The organism is Massilia sp. TS11 (assembly GCF_022012445.1).
GTDB lineage: Bacteria > Pseudomonadota > Gammaproteobacteria > Burkholderiales > Burkholderiaceae_D > Telluria.
In genome coordinates this window covers 234,154-249,819 of sequence record NZ_JAKLTS010000003.1, presented here as the reverse complement: position 1 = coordinate 249,819, position 15,666 = coordinate 234,154, and the positions used below count along the sequence as shown (strand labels likewise).

Here is a 15,666-nt window from a genome sequence, read left to right as displayed (position 1 = left end):
ATGGACCGGCCATCCTATTCGCCCCTGCCGTGGCAAGCCCGCGCGGAGCTGTTCAGCCACCTGGCGATGGCCGAGAAGGCTGGCCTGCCAGCGCAGCAGGCCTACGCCATGCTGCAATTGACTGGCCAGGCGGGCCAGCGCGCCGCCCTGATGCAGCGCCTGATCAAGCGCGGCACCCCGCCGATGCACGCCGCCGCCCGCGCAGGCTTGTTCGACAGCGTGGAGCAGCGCATCCTGCGCGCCGCCCACGACGGCGGCCAACTGGAAACCGTGTACGCGCAATTGGCAGACGACTATGCCCTGCGCGCCCGTACGGCGCGCCAGTTGCGTGGCCGCCTGCTGCCGATCCTGTTTGTTTTTGCCGCCGCCCTGTTCATCGCGCCGCTGCCGCAGCTGGTGCACGGCCAGCTGACAGCGGCCGGCTACCTTGGGCAGGCGCTGCGGCCCCTGGTCCTGGCCGTGCTGCTGGTCTGGCTCGGCTTCTGGCTGCCGCACTGGCTGGCCCAGGATGGCGATGGGCCGGTGCGCGCTCACCTGCAGGCCTGGCAGCTCGATCTGCCGGTCCTGGGCGCCATGCAGCGCCGCCGCGCCGCACGTGACTACACGGCCGCTCTGGGCCTGGCGCTGGACGCCGGCGTGCCGATGTTCGACGCGCTGCCGCTGGCCGCCAGCGTGCTGGCCAACCCTTTACTGCGCGATGACGTGGAGCGCATGCAGCCGACCGTCGAAGCCGGCCTGCCCCTCAGTTCCGCCGCCGCCGGGCTGCGCTACTTCGACACGCCGCGCCTGGTCGGCATGATCCAGACGGGGGAAGCGAGCGGCATGCTGTCCACGATGCTGCTGAAGTTTGCGGCCGACGAATCCGACAACGTGGCGGCCGATGCGCGCTTTCTGGCCGACTGGATGCCGCGCCTTGCGTATGCGCTGGTCAGCGGCTGGATGATCTGGAGTCTGGTGGGAGGCCGATGATGCGCCGTCTGCTGCCGATCCTGATTCTGCTAAGCGCCTGCGCGACCGGGCCCGACGCCCGCCTCGACGCCCCGGCAACGCCGGCGGTCAGCCACCGCGTCGATCAGGACCAGAGCCTGCTCACCATCGTGGTACGCCGTGCCGGTCCGCTGGCGCGCCTTGGACATGACCACGTGATCGCCGTGCGCGGCCTCGATGGGCGCTACGACGCGCAGCAGCAGCAAGCCAGCTTCAGATTCCGCCTCGACGCCATGACCGTCGATGAGCCGGCGCTGCGCCAGGCCGCCGGACTCGATACCGTGCCCAGCCCCGAGGCCATCGCGGCGACCCGCGTCAACATGCTGGAAAAAGTGCTTGACGCCGCCCGCTACCCGGAAGTGCGCATCGACGCGCGCCGCGCGGATGGCGGCCTGGCGCTGGCCATCACCCTGCACGGCGTCACGCGCACAGTCGTGGTCCCCGCGCAGATCACCGAAGACGCCGCAAGCATCAGCGCGCGCGGCAGCTTCACCCTGCTGCAAAGCGAGTTTGGCCTGACGCCGATGACCGTGCTGGGCGGCGCCCTGCGCGTGGAAGACCGGATGGAGCTGGCCTTCCGCGTGCGCTTAGCGCGCGACCAGCAGGCGCACGCCCAGGCCCACGAACACGGCGCCGGCGACCCGGTCCAGCCAGAGCGCGGCACGCGGTGAGGCGCTGATCCAACGCCCCGCATGGCCGGAGAACAGGCCAAGCAGGCCGAAAATCACGCAGGCCTGCAGGGTGAACACGATGCCGAGAATCGCTGTCTGCACACTGGCCGCGCCCTGCCCGGCCACCACAAACTGCGGCAGAAACGACAGGAAGAACAGCACCACCTTGGGATTGATGGCGTTCGCGACCAGGCCCTTGGCAAACAGGCGGCCATAGGATTCCTGCGCCAACCCGGAACCGTCGACGCGCACCTGGCCGCTGGAGCGCAAGGCGCCAATGCCGAGCCAGACCAGGTAGGCACCGCCGGCGATTTTGAGCGCGCCAAAGGCCAGCGGCGAGGCCGCGATCAGCGCGCTGACGCCGAGCGCCGCCAGCAGCGTGTGACTCAGGCAGCCAAGTGCGCAGCCCAGGCCGAACGCCACGCCGGCCTGGCGCCCGCGCGACATGCCAACCCCGAGCACCATCAGATTGTCCGGCCCCGGCGAAATGGTCAGCAGGACGGCGACAGCAAGGAAGGCGGCAAGTTGTTCGGGCGTGACTGGCATGGACGGACACTCGGGCGATGGACAGAGAGCGCCATCATACCTTCGCTTCCAGCCACAATGCCAGCTGCTCGGCCGCGCCCGCAGGCAGCTTCAGACCGAGCTTGGTGCGGCGCCAGAGGATGTCCTCGGCCGCGCAAGCCCACTCCTCGCGGCGCAGATAATCGATCTCGCGCGCATACAGGCCGGGCAGCACCTCTTCGCCCAGGCCCGCCAGATCCTTGACGCCCTCGAGCAGCAGCGCGCAGCGGCTGCCGTAGGCGCGCGCATAGCGGCGGCACAGGGCAGGCGGCAGCCAGGCGTGGCGCGCCTGCAGCGCCTCGACAAAGGTATCGAAGCCCTGCACATTGCGCGCCACCGGTCCCTCGCCAAACAGATCGCCGCCCGGCAGGCAGGCCTGCGCCGTCCAGGGACCAGCCGTTACGCCGAGGCGCGGCGCGATCCAGTCCACCGCCTGTTCGGCCAGCACGCGGAAAGTGGTGATCTTGCCGCCCCAGACCGTCAGTAGCGGCGCACCATCGACATCGTGTTCGAGCCGGTAGTCGCGCGTGGCGGCGGAGGCCGACGCCTGTTCGTCCTCCAGAATCGGACGTACGCCCGCATAGGTGGACAGCACCATGTCGGGCGTGACAGCGCGGCGGAAGTAGTGGCTGGCCAGCGTGCACAGGTAGTCGATCTCCTGCGCCGTGATGGCCACGCGATCGAGGTCGCCGCTGTATTCGACGTCGGTGGTGCCGATCAGGGTGAACTGCTGCTGAAATGGCAGCGCGAACACGATGCGCCCATCCGGATGCTGAAACAGATAGGCATAGCCATGCTCGCACAGGCGCGGCACCACGATATGGCTGCCCTTGATGGCGCGCAGCTGGTGGTGGGCGGGCGCGCCCGTCAGCGTTCGCTGCAGGCGCCCGGCCCAGGGGCCGCCAGCGTTGACGAGGCAGCGCGCCTGCACCCGCAGCGGCTCGCCCTGCCCGCTGCGCAGCGTGGCCAGCCAGTGCTGCTGGCCGCGCTCGGCACTGATGCAGGTGGTGCGGGTGAACACCTGGGCGCCGTGTGCGCGCGCATCCACCGCATTGAGTACCACCAGGCGCGCATCGTCGACCCAGCCATCGGCATATTCAAAGGCGCGCACGAATGCCGGCTTGAGCGGCGCACCGGCCGGGTGGCGGCGCAGATCGATCGCTTGCGAGGCGCCGAGGAACTCGCGCGGCGCCAGATGGTCATACAGGAACAGGCCCGCGCGCATCAGCCAAGCGGGCCGCTGCCCGGCATCGTGCGGCATCACAAAGCGCAGCGGCCACATGATGTGGGGCGCGCTTTTGAGCAAGGTTTCGCGTTCGCGCAGGGCTTTGCGCACCAGCGCAAATTCGTAGTACTCGAGATAGCGCAGGCCGCCGTGGATCAGCTTGCTCGATGCCGACGAGGTATGGGCGGCCAGGTCGTCCTTCTCGCACAGCACCACCGACAGGCCGCGCCCGGCCGCATCGCGCGCAATGCCCGTCCCGTTCACGCCGCCGCCAATGATCAGCACATCACAGGTGATGGAATTCATGGGCCGACTCTACCACAGGCCCTTCTGCCAGCCGCGCGCAAAGCAGGTAAGATGGCGCCAGCGTCGCGAAAACCTCACCACCGGCCCGCGCCGCCTTGCCGAAACGACCTATGCTGCCGCAACTCGACCTGTTCAATAAACCCGATGGCCGCACCGCCATCCTGCTGCCTTCGGGCTTTGTATTCGACCTGATGGCGCCTGATGCGCACGGCATGCCGGTCACCGACATCGCCCTGTGCCTGGCCTCGCAACCGCGCTGGGGCGGCGCCGCGCGGCCCTGGTATTCGGTGGCCGAGCATTCGATCATGGTGTCGCGTCTGGTACCGCCGCCGCTGGCCCTGGCGGGCCTGATGCACGACTGCGAAGAGTTCCTCGGCGACTGGCCCTCGCCCGTCAAAGTCATGCTCGGGCGCGACTATGTGAAGGACCGGCTCGCCCCCGTCAAACAGGCCCTGCGCGAACGCTTCGGCTTTAGCGGCGACAGCGATGAAGCCGTGAAACAGGCCGACCTGGTCTGCATGGCCACCGAGCTGCGCGACCTTCTGCCGCGCGCCTGGATGGAATGGGGCCACCTGCCGCCCCCGCATCCGGAGCGCATTGTCCCGGTCGGCCCGGAACGCGCCTACACCCTGTTCATGGAAAGATTTGAAGAATTGCAGCATCTGGCCCTGCCACCGGCCCGCGCCAACCGTCGCAAGTGATTGATTTCATGCATATTTCAATCTTATCCCCACAAGCTGTGGATAAGCATGTGGACAAGGCCCTCTTGACAAGCCAAAACGCTTGCAATGACGGCCTCAGCAACAAGTTGCCAATTTCCGCGGCAAAAATTTGCTCTTTATAAATCAAACACTTAGCGCAGGCCTTGGCGCCCACAACACCGCCCCCGCAGAAATATCCTGAGCCGACCAAAAGCTTTTGACAAAGCGGTCGATGTTGTCATAGTGTTGAAACGAACAGGCCCCCTATGAATTCAAGCACCAGCAACGACCTTGTCATCGAAGAAGACGACCTGCCCGCCAGCCTGGCGCCGCAGGCGGACGCGCCTTGGCGCGTGCTGATCGTCGATGACGATGTCGATGTGCATGTGGTGACCAAGTTCGCCTTGTCGAATGCCAGTTACCAGGGCCGCCGCATCAGCTTCCTGCACGCCTACACGGGCAAGGAAGCGCTGCTCATGCTGGAGGAAAATCCCGATGTCGCGCTGGTGCTGCTGGACGTCATCATGGAGTCGGACGATGCCGGCCTCCAGGTGGCCCGCAAAATCCGCACGGAACTCGACAACGAACTGGTACGCATCGTGCTGCGCACCGGTCAGCCCGGTCAGGCGCTCGAGCACAGCATCATCGTCGACTACGACATCAACGATTTCTGGTGCAAGGCCGACCTCACCACGCGCAAGCTGTTCACCACGGTGATTTCGGCCCTGCGCGCCTATGCCACGCTGGCCGCGGCCGCCGCCACGCGCGACGCCCTGCGCGCCACGCTCGACCGCATGCTGAATCTGCAGGCCGCGCTCGACCTGCATGCCGTGGTCCTGCACATCAACAGCTTCGGCCGGCTCATCGAGGTCAATCCGAAAGCCTGCGAACTGACCGGCCTGGCACGCGAACAGATGATCGGCAAAGACCTGCCGCAACTGCTGCCGCATGCCTTCACGCCCGGCATGATCGGCAACATTCTGAAGACCGTCAGTGTGGGCGGCCATTGGCAGGGCGACTTCAGCGGGCGCCTGCGCGCCGACGGTCCCACGCTGAGCCTGCGCACCACCGTCTACGGCGCCCCTGAAAGCCCCGTGCATGGGCACGAGTACATCCTCGTGGCGACTGTCTGCGCCGAGCACTGAGGCCTACTTCCAGGCATTGCGCGCGCGTTCGCGCACCAGCATGCGCACGCTCTCCGGCATCGGCGACTTCACATAGGCCTTGTCGGCACTGAGCCAGGTCGTTTCCTCGAAATGCTTGAGCATCACCGGCGTGATGAAGCGCGAACGTGCCGCATACACATGGCGATCACCAAGCTGCGCCTGCTGCTTGATGAAGAATTTGTTCGGCACGATCAGGTGCAGATGCTCCTTGGCGCGCGTCATCGCCACGTAGAGCAGGCGGCGCTCCTCCTCGATGTCGGCGCTGTTCCCGGTGCTCATGTCGGACGGGATGCAGCCATCGACCACGTTCAGCACCGAGACCGACTTCCACTCCTGCCCCTTGGCCGAATGGATGGTCGACAGGATCACATAGTCTTCGTCCAGATGGGGCGGGCCGGCGCGGTCGCTGGTGGCCTCGGGCGGGTCGAGCGTCACCTCGGCCAGGAAGTTCTCGCGAGTGCCATAGCCGGCCGCCAGCTGGACCAATTGTTCAATATCGAGCAGGCGTACCGAGGCATCATCGTGCAGGCGCTCCAGATGCGGCAGATACCATTGCTTGACCAGCTCGATATCGGCCGGCCAGCGCAGGCCCGGCTGGCGCAAGGCCGTGTATAGCGCCACAAAATCCTGCCATTCCTGACCCGCCTTGGACGGGGCCGCAAAGCCCTGCACGGCGGCCGTGGCCTCCGGCGCGGCGGCAATCGCCTCGAGCAGGCGGGTGGCCGTGGCCTGGCCGATGCCCGGAATCAGTTGGGCGACCCGGAACCCGGCCAGGCGCCCGGCCGGGTTCTGGGCAAAGCGCAGCACGGCCAGCACGTCCTTGATGTGGGCCGCCTCGAGGAATTTCAGTCCGCCGAATTTGACGAAGGGGATATTCCGGTGCATGAGCTCGAGTTCGAGCGCGGCGCTGTGGCTAGCCGCGCGGAACAGCACGGCCTGCTGGATCAGTGGAATGCCGGCCTCGCGCAGCGCCAGGATGCGGTTGCAGACCCAGCGCGCCTGCTCGGCCTCGTCGGGAATCAGCACCAGCTGCGGCTTGGCCGAACCGGGCTTATCGGTCCACAGGGTCTTGGCATGCCGCTCGACACTGGCGGCGATCACGGCATTCGAGGCGTCGAGAATCGGCTGGGTCGAGCGGTAATTGCGGTCGAGCGTGATGAGCTCCGGCGGCGCGCCATAGTCCTTGCCGAAGTCGAGGATATTGCGCACCGTCGCGCCGCGGAAACTGTAGATCGACTGGGCATCGTCGCCAACCACCATCACACCGCGCCCATCGGGCTTCAGCCCCTGCAGGATGGCGGCCTGCAGGCGGTTGGTGTCCTGGTATTCGTCGACCAGCACATGGTCGAACAGGCCGCCGATATGGGCCGCCAGTTCCGGGTCCTGCATCATCTCGGACCAGAACAGCAGCAGGTCGTCATAGTCGAGTGCGTTCTGTTCCTGCTTGGCGTCGACGTAGGCGCCGAACAGGCGCTTGAGATCGCTCTCCCACTCTGCGCACCACGGAAACAAGGTCTTCAGCACGAGTTCCAGACTGTCCTGGCTGTTGACCACGCGCGAGTAGATCGCCAGGCAGGTGCCTTTCAGCGGAAAGCGCTTGGTGGTCTGGCTCAGGCCGATTTCATGGCGCACCATGCCCATCAGGTCCTCGGCGTCGCCGCGGTCGTGGATCGTGAAACCCGGATCCAGGCCCAGCTGGGCCGCGTAGTCGCGCAAGAGGCGCGCGCCGATCGCATGGAAGGTGCCGGCCCAGGGCAGGCTCGGCGCGGCACCGGCGGCGCCCTGCTGGCCGAGCGCGCGCTGCAGCGTGGCGGCGGCGCGCTGGGTCATCTCCTGCGCGGCGCGGCGCGAAAAGGTCAGCAGCAGAATCCGGTTCGGATCGACCCCGGCCAGAATCAGGCGCGCCACCCGGTGCGCGAGCGTATTCGTCTTGCCCGACCCGGCCCCGGCAATGACCAGCAAGGGGCGCGTGCGCGGCGCACCAATGTCGTGCTCCACGGCCGCCCGTTGCTGGGGATTTAACAGATCGAAGACCTCTTCTCGCATAGAATAAAACTGTACATTTATACAGTGCAAGCCGCAAGTCTTTTCGTAAGCCTCGGATTTATAAGCGCTTTTTGAGATGTCCCCAGAGCGTGTGCATAACTTTGTGGAAAAGCCCCTATTGACACGCTGAAAGCCAGTAATGGCGCGGCTTTCAATAAAATGCCCACAGAACAGGCAAAATTTAAATCGTGTAAAATCAAGTACTTAGAAACCCTAGCCCGTATGCACACAAAAAGACGCGAAATTATTTTTTGCGCCCGGCTTTTGTGCATAACCAGCCTTCAACGCACCACATCTGCATGACATCTCCCGCCCAACGCCCCGCTTCACTGCGCGATCTGTACTGGTCCTTCACTTTTCTGGCCCTGCAGGGCTTCGGCGGCGTGCTGGCCATCGTCCAGCGCGAGCTTGTCGAGCGCAAACACTGGCTGACGCAGGAGGAATTTGTCGAGGAATGGGCCGTCGCGCAAGTGATGCCGGGACCGAATGTCATCAATCTGTCGATGATGATCGGCGCCCGCTATTTCGGCTGGCGCGGGGCCGGCGTGGCCCTGGCCGGGATGCTGAGTCTGCCGCTGCTGATCGTGCTGGTGCTGGCCGCCGTGTTCGCCCAGTTTGCCGGGCAGCCCGCCGTCGAAGGGGCGCTGCGCGGCATGGCGGCGGTCTCGGCCGGCATGGTGGCGGCAGCCGGTCTCAAGCTGCTGCCGACCCTGGCCCGCAATCCGATTCCACGCCCGCTGGCGCTCGCCATCGCCGCGCTCGGTTTTATCTGCACCGCGCTGTGGCGCCTGCCGATCGGCTATGCCCTGCTCGGCCTTGGCGGGCTCGGCTGCCTGATCGCCTACCGGAGGCTGCGCGCATGATGAGCCCGGCCGACTGGTTCAGTCTGTTCACCCACTTCCTGTTGCTGTCGCTGATGTCGGTCGGCGGCGCCATTTCCACCACGGCCGATATGCACCGTTTTCTGGTGGAACAGCATCACTGGCTGAGCCAGGCCCAGTTCAGCGACGCCATCGCCCTGGCCCAGGCGGCGCCAGGGCCGAACATCCTGTTTGTCGCGCTGATGGGCTGGCAGGTCGGATTGAATGCGGGCGGACCGGGCCTGGGCCTGTTCGGTGTGCTGGTGACGATGACGGGCATCATGCTGCCGAGTACCTATCTGACCTATGTGGCCGCCAGCTGGCTGCAGCGCAACCGCGAGGCGCGCGCCGTGCGCGCTTTCAAACTCGGCATGACGCCGATGGTCATTGCCTTGATGCTGTCGGTGGCCTGGGTGCTGGTGGTGGCCGGACGCGACGCAGCGCATTTCTGGCCCAGCTGGCTGCTGGCGGCTGTCAGCGCGGTGCTGGTCTGGCGCACCCGGATTCATCTGCTATGGCTGCTCGCCGCCGGCGCCCTGCTCGGTGCCTTGAATCTGGTTTGAGGTAGCGCAAACGCGCGCGCGAAGCTTCTGTTGAACTGATCTCTGTCACAGGAGGCAGCGATGGAAGTCGGGACGTTTTCTTCCGACCCGCAAACGGAATGGATCACCGGTGACGGGCGCGACACGCAAATGCGCCTGCTGGCGCCCTTCAGCTATACCGATCCGGCCGGGGGCGAATGGCTGGCGCCGGCCGGCAGCGTAATCGACGGGGCCAGCATTCCACGCACGTTGTGGTCGGCGGTGGGCAGCCCCTACACGGGGCGCTACCGGCGCGCGTCCATCGTGCACGACGTCGCCTGTTGCGATCTGCGCGTGGCGCGCAGCGAGGCCGATGCCATGTTCTACCAGGCTTGCCTGGCCGGCGGTTGCACGCCGGCCGAGGCCAAGCTGCTGTATGCGGGGGTACGGGTCGGCGCCTGGCTCGACCAGTACGGTCCCCTGTTTGCCGATCTGCAGGCGGCGCCCGGGCCGCGCCTTCCCGGCGACCACAGCGCGCAGGAGCTGGCCGTGCGCGCGCGCTTCACCCTGATCGCCGCCGATCTGCAGGAAACCGGCGACAGCGTGGCCGAGGTGCAGGCAACGGTCGACCGTCACCTGCCACCCTGAGCCCTAGCGCGTACTGATGGAGGAATTATTGCGGACCTGTTCCAGTTCTTCAGCCGAACCCTGCTTAACGCCGTCGGCCTTGGCAGCGTCTTTCTTCTTGACAGCGATGATCGAGCCAGTCCGGTATTCGGGCTTGTCGTTGTCGTCCATCAGCGAGGCGTTGCGCGCAGCATCGCCGCTGCTGGCGCAACCGCTGATCAGGGCAAGAAGGGCGAGACACAGGGCGAAACGGGACATGGCAATTCCTCTATGGTGGACAAAGACGCCACCCTAGCAGGCCAGCCTGCGGCGATGTGTCTGAAATTTGTATGGAATCTGCAGCCTAGCGCAACACCCGCACCACGCACACAATTTCCACGATCGAGAACAAGGCAATCAGCCCGCCGGCCGCGCGCGGCCAGGCCGCCACGATGCGGTCGAAACTACTGTTCATCGCATCGGCCGAGCGAAACAATTTACGCGTCGAGATCCAGCGGCTCGCGCGTTTGTCGAACTGCGCAAACCAGGCCGGCTGCAGGGCCAGCACCCAGCCGGCCAGAATCGCGATCAGGTTCCCGCCCGTCATAAACACGAGGAAGGAGCGCAGCAGCCAGTCGATGCCCACCGGATTGATACCCCAGCGCTTGCTCATCGCATAGGCCGTCAGCTTGATGTCGACCGACCACAGCACATACAGCGTATAGGCCGCCGCCACAGTCATGCCGAGCGCGAGCAGACGGCGGTTGCGCTCGATAACAGCCCAGCTGTCATACGACACTTCGAGCGGACGCAGCAGACGGCGGAAACTGATCCAGCGATTGAGGGTGCCGGCGATACGCCAGACGAGCTTGGAACGCAGCAACAGGCTGAGTCCGAGCATCACGCCGGCCGCACCCACCACCAGCAAAAACACGAGGAAAGGCGGCATCACCAGAAGACTCAAGAACGTTTTCCATTGGGCTAGCATGGCAGGCTCCTCTTGTTTTTATCGTGTATGCATTCTAGCGCCATGTTTGTTTGAATTAAAGCAATACCTTTTCCAATAACCACAAGTGTCCGATTACCGGCACACCCTGTTCTTCACGCAGGACCGCCTCCTGTTGGGTCAGCACGCGCCAGCCATGCTGGGCCGCCGTGGCCGCCACATAGGCCTCGCTGTGCGCGTAGCGGCCGTTTTCACCGAGACGGTAGCCCTGCGCCGGGCCGCTTTCCACGGAAAACGCGAAACGCGCGCTGGGCAGGCAGGCCCAGCGGCACGCGGCAAACAGGCCATCGAGCGCCCCCAGGTAGACGAACACGTCGGCCGCGACCAGCAGGCCCAGCTCGGACTGGTCACCCAGCCAGTCGACCAGTTCCGCGCAATCGAGCCGGTCGTAGCAGCCGCGCGCGTCCGCCTGGGCGAGCATGCGCGCCGACAGGTCGACGCCGATCAGCTCGTCCGCCAGCGGGCGCAGCCAGGGTCCGCACAGACCGGTGCCACAGCCAAGATCGGCCGCGCGCGCCACCCTGCCCTGCCCAGCCGCCTGCAGCATGGCTTCGAGCTGCTGCGGCGTGGCATACGCCAATTGGCCCTGCAGGTGCTGATCGAAGTGGCCCGCGTATTGATCGAACAACTGGCTGACATAGGAGGCCGGGGCAGCGGCCGGGGCCGCCATTTCGCCCAGACTGGCGAGCAGAAAGTCGATGTCATCGGCCACAGCGCCAGCGGCGCGCGCGGCGCGGTAGCTGGCCACGGCTTCCTCGCGCCGGCCCAGCGCACGCAGCGCATTGCCGCGCGCCCGCAGCGCGTCGGCTGCGTCGGGACGCAGGTCCAAGGCCCGGTCCAGACTGGCCAGCGCGGCGGCCGGATCCTGCAGACGCAGCAGACTCATGCCCTGGCGCGTCCAGATGCCATCCTGCTGCGGCTTGAGGGCCAGACTGCGGCCGAAACAAGCGAGCGCCTCCTCAAACGCACCGAGCTGATGCAGCACGATGCCCTGATTTGCCCAGGCTTCGGCATAGTCCGGTTGCAAGGCGACCGCGCGCGCATAGCTGTCCAGCGCCTCGCGCTCACGTCCGAGTTTGTGCAGCGCGTTGCCATGATTACTCCAGGCCATCGCATAATCGCGCTTGAGTTCGAGCGCACGGCTGAAGGCGGCCAAGGCTTCCTCGGTCCGGCCCAGATCCTGCAAGGCCACACCGCGGTTGCAGTGGGCGATGGCTTCCTCACGCACGTCCAGCGCCGCGTCGATCCAGTTGACGGCCGCCTGCGGATGGCCGCGCTGGCGCTCAGCCACGCCCATCAGGTGCAGGGCATCGAAGTTCTCCGGTTCGCGCGCGAGCACCAGCGCGTAGAGATCAATCGCATCGACAAATTTACCGCGCTGGTGCAGGGCCAGCGCTTGCTGCAGCAAGGTGGAAATGGCGTTCATGCCCGCCATTATGCCAGCCGCGCAGGGCTGCCCGGCCTGGCCGGGTTGCACAAGGCCAGCCCCGAAGAAAGTAGGAGTAAAGGATCGCGACCGCGCCAAGCCCAAGGCCAAAATTTCCTCACAAACAAATCGGGGTCAGACCCCAATTTATCCACACAGCATAATATTGCCGGCCGGGGAAATTGGGGTCTGACCCCGATTTGTCGGCGCAGCAAGGGTTGCGGCCGGGATCGCGGGTGGACGCTGGTTTTGCGGAGGCTACAGGGTGCGCGAGTAGCGCGGCTGCACCGGACCCTCGGCGCGCGGGGCCTTCAGGTAGCGGTCGAACACCATGCACAGATTGCGGATGACCAGCCGGCCCTTTTGACTCACGCGCAGGCCATCGGCCTCGAAACTCAAGAGGCCGTCGGCTTCCATCGGTTTCAGCGCTGCCAGCTCGTCCGCGAAATAACTGGCGAAATCGACTTCGCCGTAATTCGCATAGCGCAGCTCGAAATTGCACATCAGGTCGGTGATCAGGCGGCGGCGCAGGATGTCGTCGTCGTCGAGCACGATCCCGCGCGCGATCGGCAACTCGCGCCGGTCCAGACGGGCGTAGTAGTCAGCCAGCACCTTCTCGTTCTGGCTGTAGGTACCGGCCATGGCGCTGATGGCCGACACACCCAATGCCACCAGATCGGCCTCGGCATGCGTCGAGTAACCCTGGAAATTGCGGTGCAGCTTGCCTTCGCGCTGGGCCACGGCGAGCTCGTCGTCGGGCTTGGCGAAATGGTCCATGCCGATATACACATAGCCGGCCGCGACCAGACGCTCAATCGACAGGCGCATCATCTCGAGCTTGGCTTCCGGGGCCGGAATCTGCTCGGTCGGAATCAGGCGCTGCGACTTGAACAGGTGCGGCAGGTGCGCGTAGTTGTAGACGGCAATGCGGTCGGGATTGGCTTTGACCACTTTGTCGAGCGTGCGCTCCATCGAGGCCGCGCTCTGCAGCGGCAGGCCATAGATGAGGTCGACACTGATCGAGCGGAAACCGGCCTCGCGCGCCGCCTGCATCACGCCGAGCGTCATTTCCTCGGGCTGGATGCGGTTGACGGCGGCCTGGACATCGGGATCGAAATCCTGCACGCCGAGCGACAGGCGGTTGAAGCCCTGGCGGCGCAGCGTGTGGATGCGCTCTGGGCTGGTCGTGCGCGGGTCGACTTCGATCGAATACTCGCCCACCTCGTCGGGCGCGAAATCGAAATGCTGGCGCAGCTGGCCGAGCAGCTCGTCCATCTGGGCGTCGCTCAGATAGGTCGGCGTGCCGCCCCCGAAATGCAGCTGCTCGACGCGGCGGTCGCGCCCGAACAGCGGGCCCTGCAGCGCGATCTCGCGGTACAGATAGCTGAGGTAGTCGTGCGCCTTGCTGTGGTCGCGCGTGATGATCTTGTTGCAGCCGCAGTAGTAGCACAGCGACTCGCAGAACGGGATGTGCACATACACGGACAGCGGCTTGAGCTCGCGCCGCAGCACGGCCTGGTAATAGTCGCGCTCGCTGAATTCCTTGTGCATCCGGTCAGCCGTCGGATAGGACGTGTAGCGCGGGCCGGACTGGTTGAGACGGCGGATCAGGTCCTCATCGAACTGGACCAGGGGCTTGATCGGGATAACGGCCATGTCAGAGCTTGTCCGCCGCCAGCTGCAGGGTGGCGACCTTCGGGTATTGCCACGGACCTTCGAGACGCCATTGGTTGGCCGTGTCGCTGAGCGTCACCTGCCAGCGGCTCGGGGCCAGCGGCGGCAGATTCAGGCTGAAGCGGCCATCGGCGTCGGTCTTGACGAACAGCTGGATGTCTTTCTCGGGCTGGGTCGCATGGGCCAGATGCAGCTGGAGTGCGCCCTGCAGCGGCTGACCATGGCTGAGCAGGCGGCCGCTCAGGCGCGCATCGGCCACATCCACGGCCAGCTCGACCGCGAGACCCAGGCGCGAGGCCTCTTTGTCGCGGCGCAGGTCCTGATTGATGGCCTTGCCCTGTTTGTAGTAGTCGCCCACGACCAGCGCATCCTGGTTCTTGTAGGCCAAGTAGCTCATGTAGCCGCCGGCGGCCACCACCACGCCCGGGCCCAGCATCAGCAGCCAGGGCCAGCGGTGCGTGTACCAGGGACCGTCGTCGCGTGCACTGTTGAGGGTGGTCGTGTTCATGGCTGCTCCTTAACGCGGTACGAAGAACACCGCTTTTTCGTCGAGTTGGGCGTCGTCCGACTTGAGGGTGATGATAATTTTGTTGGAACCCGGCTGGCCCACGCCGTGGTCGACACGCAGACGCAGCGGCACAGCGCGCGTCTCGGTCGGCGCCAGCGTGACTTCGGCCGGCGTGTTCAGGGCCAGCGACGGCAGGCCGCTGGCACTGATGGTGAAGCGCTGCGCGCGCTCCGAGGTATTCATGATCTGCAGGCGATAGACGTTTTCGACGCGATCGTCCTCGACGATGCGGCCCATCGAGCCGCGGTCGCGGATGACGTCCATCTTGACCGGCTTGCGCAGCGCAAGCGAAGTGAAGAAGGCCAGAATGATCAGACCGAGGATGGCAGTGTAGATCAGCACGCGCGGACGCAGCGCGCGCTTGATCATCTGCTGGTCGGTCCAGCGGTTCTTCATGCCGTTGTCGGTGGCGTAACGCACGAGGCCGCGCGGGAAACCGACCTTGTCCATCACGCTATTGCAGGCGTCGATACAGGAGGCGCAGCCGATGCACTCGTACTGCAGGCCCTTGCGGATGTCGATGCCGGTCGGGCAGACCTGCACGCACAGCGAGCAGTCGATGCAATCGCCATTGCCGCTGGCTTTCTCGCCCTTGCGCATGGCGCCGCGCGGTTCGCCGCGTTCGACGTCATAGGTGATCAGCAGCGAATCCTTATCGAACATCGAGGACTGGAAACGCGCATACGGGCACATGTATTTGCAGACCTGTTCACGCATCCAGCCGGCATTGCCGTAGGTGGCGAAGCTGTAGAACAGGATCCACCAGGTTTCCCACGGACCCAGCGAGTGATTGAAGATCTCGGCGCCGAGCGTGTGAATCGGGGTGAAGAAACCAACGAAAGTAAAGCCGGTCCACAGGCCGAGCGCAATCCAGACCAGATGCTTGGTGCCGCGGCGGGCCAGCTTGTTGACGGACCAGGGCGCGCGGTCGAGGGCGATACGCGCCGAGCGCGGTCCTTCGAGCTTGCGTTCGATCCAGAGGAAGATTTCAGTGTAGACGGTCTGGGGGCAGGCAAAGCCGCACCACACCCGTCCGGCCACGGCTGTTACGAGGAACAGGCCATAGGCACAAATAATCAGCAGAACTGCGAGGTAGATGAAGTCTTGCGGCCACAGCACGAGGCCGAAGATGTAGAACTTGCGGTTGACCAGATCGAACAGCACCGCCTGGCGGTCGTTCCAGGTCAACCACGGGAAACCGTAGAAGACGATCTGCGTGAGTATCAGGCAGAGCCAGCGCAGGCGGGTGAATCGGCCGCTGATCTCGCGAGGATGGATGGCCTCGCGGGCAGCGTAGAACTTGATAACCTGGGCTGACTCTTGCTCTGACACTCTGTAC

16 protein-coding genes are annotated in these 15,666 nt (G+C 65.3%); 7 read left to right on the top strand and 9 right to left on the bottom strand.

The features are described from left to right. Together LZ005_RS06610 and LZ005_RS06605 are read left to right on the top strand one after the other, a co-directional pair. Positions 1 to 969, top strand: a complete 969-nt coding sequence (locus LZ005_RS06610) for a type II secretion system F family protein (RefSeq protein WP_237805921.1) — start codon at positions 1 to 3, stop codon at positions 967 to 969. Continuing rightward, on the top strand, positions 966 to 1,658 hold the full coding sequence (locus LZ005_RS06605; RefSeq protein ID WP_237805919.1) for a YceI family protein: 693 nt from the start codon (positions 966 to 968) through the stop codon (positions 1,656 to 1,658). Before LZ005_RS06610 ends, LZ005_RS06605 begins: the two co-directional genes overlap by 4 nt. Here LZ005_RS06605 and LZ005_RS06600 read toward each other — a convergent pair. Both LZ005_RS06600 and glpD read right to left on the bottom strand, forming a co-directional pair. Continuing rightward, entirely contained in the window at positions 1,575 to 2,204 is a 630-nt protein-coding gene (locus LZ005_RS06600) for a LysE family translocator (protein ID WP_237805917.1), read from the bottom strand. The genes LZ005_RS06605 and LZ005_RS06600 overlap by 84 nt on opposite strands. A 34-nt stretch (positions 2,205 to 2,238) precedes the next feature. Then, a complete protein-coding gene (gene glpD, locus LZ005_RS06595; RefSeq protein WP_237805915.1) occupies positions 2,239 to 3,753 on the bottom strand; it encodes a glycerol-3-phosphate dehydrogenase in 1,515 nt (504 codons plus the stop codon). 110 nt (positions 3,754 to 3,863) lie between these two features. On the opposite strand from glpD, the gene LZ005_RS06590 reads away from it, so the two are divergent. Both LZ005_RS06590 and LZ005_RS06585 read left to right on the top strand, forming a co-directional pair. Continuing rightward, a complete protein-coding gene (locus LZ005_RS06590) occupies positions 3,864 to 4,454 on the top strand; it encodes a hydrolase (protein ID WP_237805913.1) in 591 nt (196 codons plus the stop codon). Between the two features lie 266 nt (positions 4,455 to 4,720). Then, entirely contained in the window at positions 4,721 to 5,599 is an 879-nt protein-coding gene (locus LZ005_RS06585) for a PAS domain-containing protein (protein WP_237805911.1), read from the top strand. A gap of 3 nt (positions 5,600 to 5,602) precedes the next feature. Here the strand turns inward: LZ005_RS06585 and LZ005_RS06580 are convergent, their stop codons facing one another. Further along, positions 5,603 to 7,666 (bottom strand): ATP-dependent helicase, encoded by a 2,064-nt coding sequence (locus LZ005_RS06580; protein ID WP_237805909.1) that lies wholly within the window; start codon positions 7,664 to 7,666, stop codon positions 5,603 to 5,605. Positions 7,667 to 7,965: 299 nt separating this feature from the next. Here LZ005_RS06580 and LZ005_RS06575 point away from each other — a divergent pair, with 299 nt between their 5' ends. Genes LZ005_RS06575 through LZ005_RS06565 form a run of 3 tightly spaced genes read left to right on the top strand, consistent with a single transcriptional unit; the run spans position 7,966 to position 9,695 of the window. Next, positions 7,966 to 8,529 carry a chromate transporter gene (locus LZ005_RS06575; RefSeq protein WP_237805907.1) on the top strand — a complete coding sequence of 188 codons (564 nt, stop codon included), beginning with the start codon at positions 7,966 to 7,968 and terminating at the stop codon, positions 8,527 to 8,529. Next, positions 8,526 to 9,089, top strand: coding sequence for a chromate transporter (locus LZ005_RS06570; protein ID WP_237805905.1), 564 nt, complete (start codon positions 8,526 to 8,528; stop codon positions 9,087 to 9,089). The genes LZ005_RS06575 and LZ005_RS06570 overlap by 4 nt, the downstream gene beginning before the upstream one ends. 60 nt (positions 9,090 to 9,149) lie before the next feature. Further along, positions 9,150 to 9,695, top strand: coding sequence for a DUF1353 domain-containing protein (locus LZ005_RS06565; protein WP_237805902.1), 546 nt, complete (start codon positions 9,150 to 9,152; stop codon positions 9,693 to 9,695). 3 nt (positions 9,696 to 9,698) lie between these two features. Here LZ005_RS06565 and LZ005_RS06560 read toward each other — a convergent pair whose 3' ends face one another. From LZ005_RS06560 to ccoG, 6 genes are all read right to left on the bottom strand, one after another. Beyond that, positions 9,699 to 9,932, bottom strand: a complete 234-nt coding sequence (locus tag LZ005_RS06560; RefSeq protein WP_237805901.1) for a hypothetical protein — start codon at positions 9,930 to 9,932, stop codon at positions 9,699 to 9,701. 85 nt (positions 9,933 to 10,017) lie between these two features. Next, positions 10,018 to 10,617, bottom strand: coding sequence for a hypothetical protein (locus tag LZ005_RS06555; protein ID WP_237805900.1), 600 nt, complete (start codon positions 10,615 to 10,617; stop codon positions 10,018 to 10,020). Between the two features lie 79 nt (positions 10,618 to 10,696). Then, the gene (locus tag LZ005_RS06550) at positions 10,697 to 12,085 is read right to left on the bottom strand and encodes a tetratricopeptide repeat protein (protein WP_237805899.1); all 1,389 of its coding nucleotides are present in this window, start codon (positions 12,083 to 12,085) and stop codon (positions 10,697 to 10,699) included. A 258-nt stretch (positions 12,086 to 12,343) separates the two neighbouring features. Beyond that, a complete protein-coding gene (gene hemN, locus LZ005_RS06545; RefSeq protein WP_237805898.1) occupies positions 12,344 to 13,741 on the bottom strand; it encodes an oxygen-independent coproporphyrinogen III oxidase in 1,398 nt (465 codons plus the stop codon). Position 13,742: 1 nt separating this feature from the next. Continuing rightward, a complete protein-coding gene (locus LZ005_RS06540) occupies positions 13,743 to 14,267 on the bottom strand; it encodes a FixH family protein (protein ID WP_237805897.1) in 525 nt (174 codons plus the stop codon). A 9-nt stretch (positions 14,268 to 14,276) separates the two neighbouring features. Beyond that, a complete protein-coding gene (gene ccoG, locus LZ005_RS06535; protein WP_237805896.1) occupies positions 14,277 to 15,659 on the bottom strand; it encodes a cytochrome c oxidase accessory protein CcoG in 1,383 nt (460 codons plus the stop codon). Between the last annotated feature and the right edge of the window lie 7 nt (positions 15,660 to 15,666).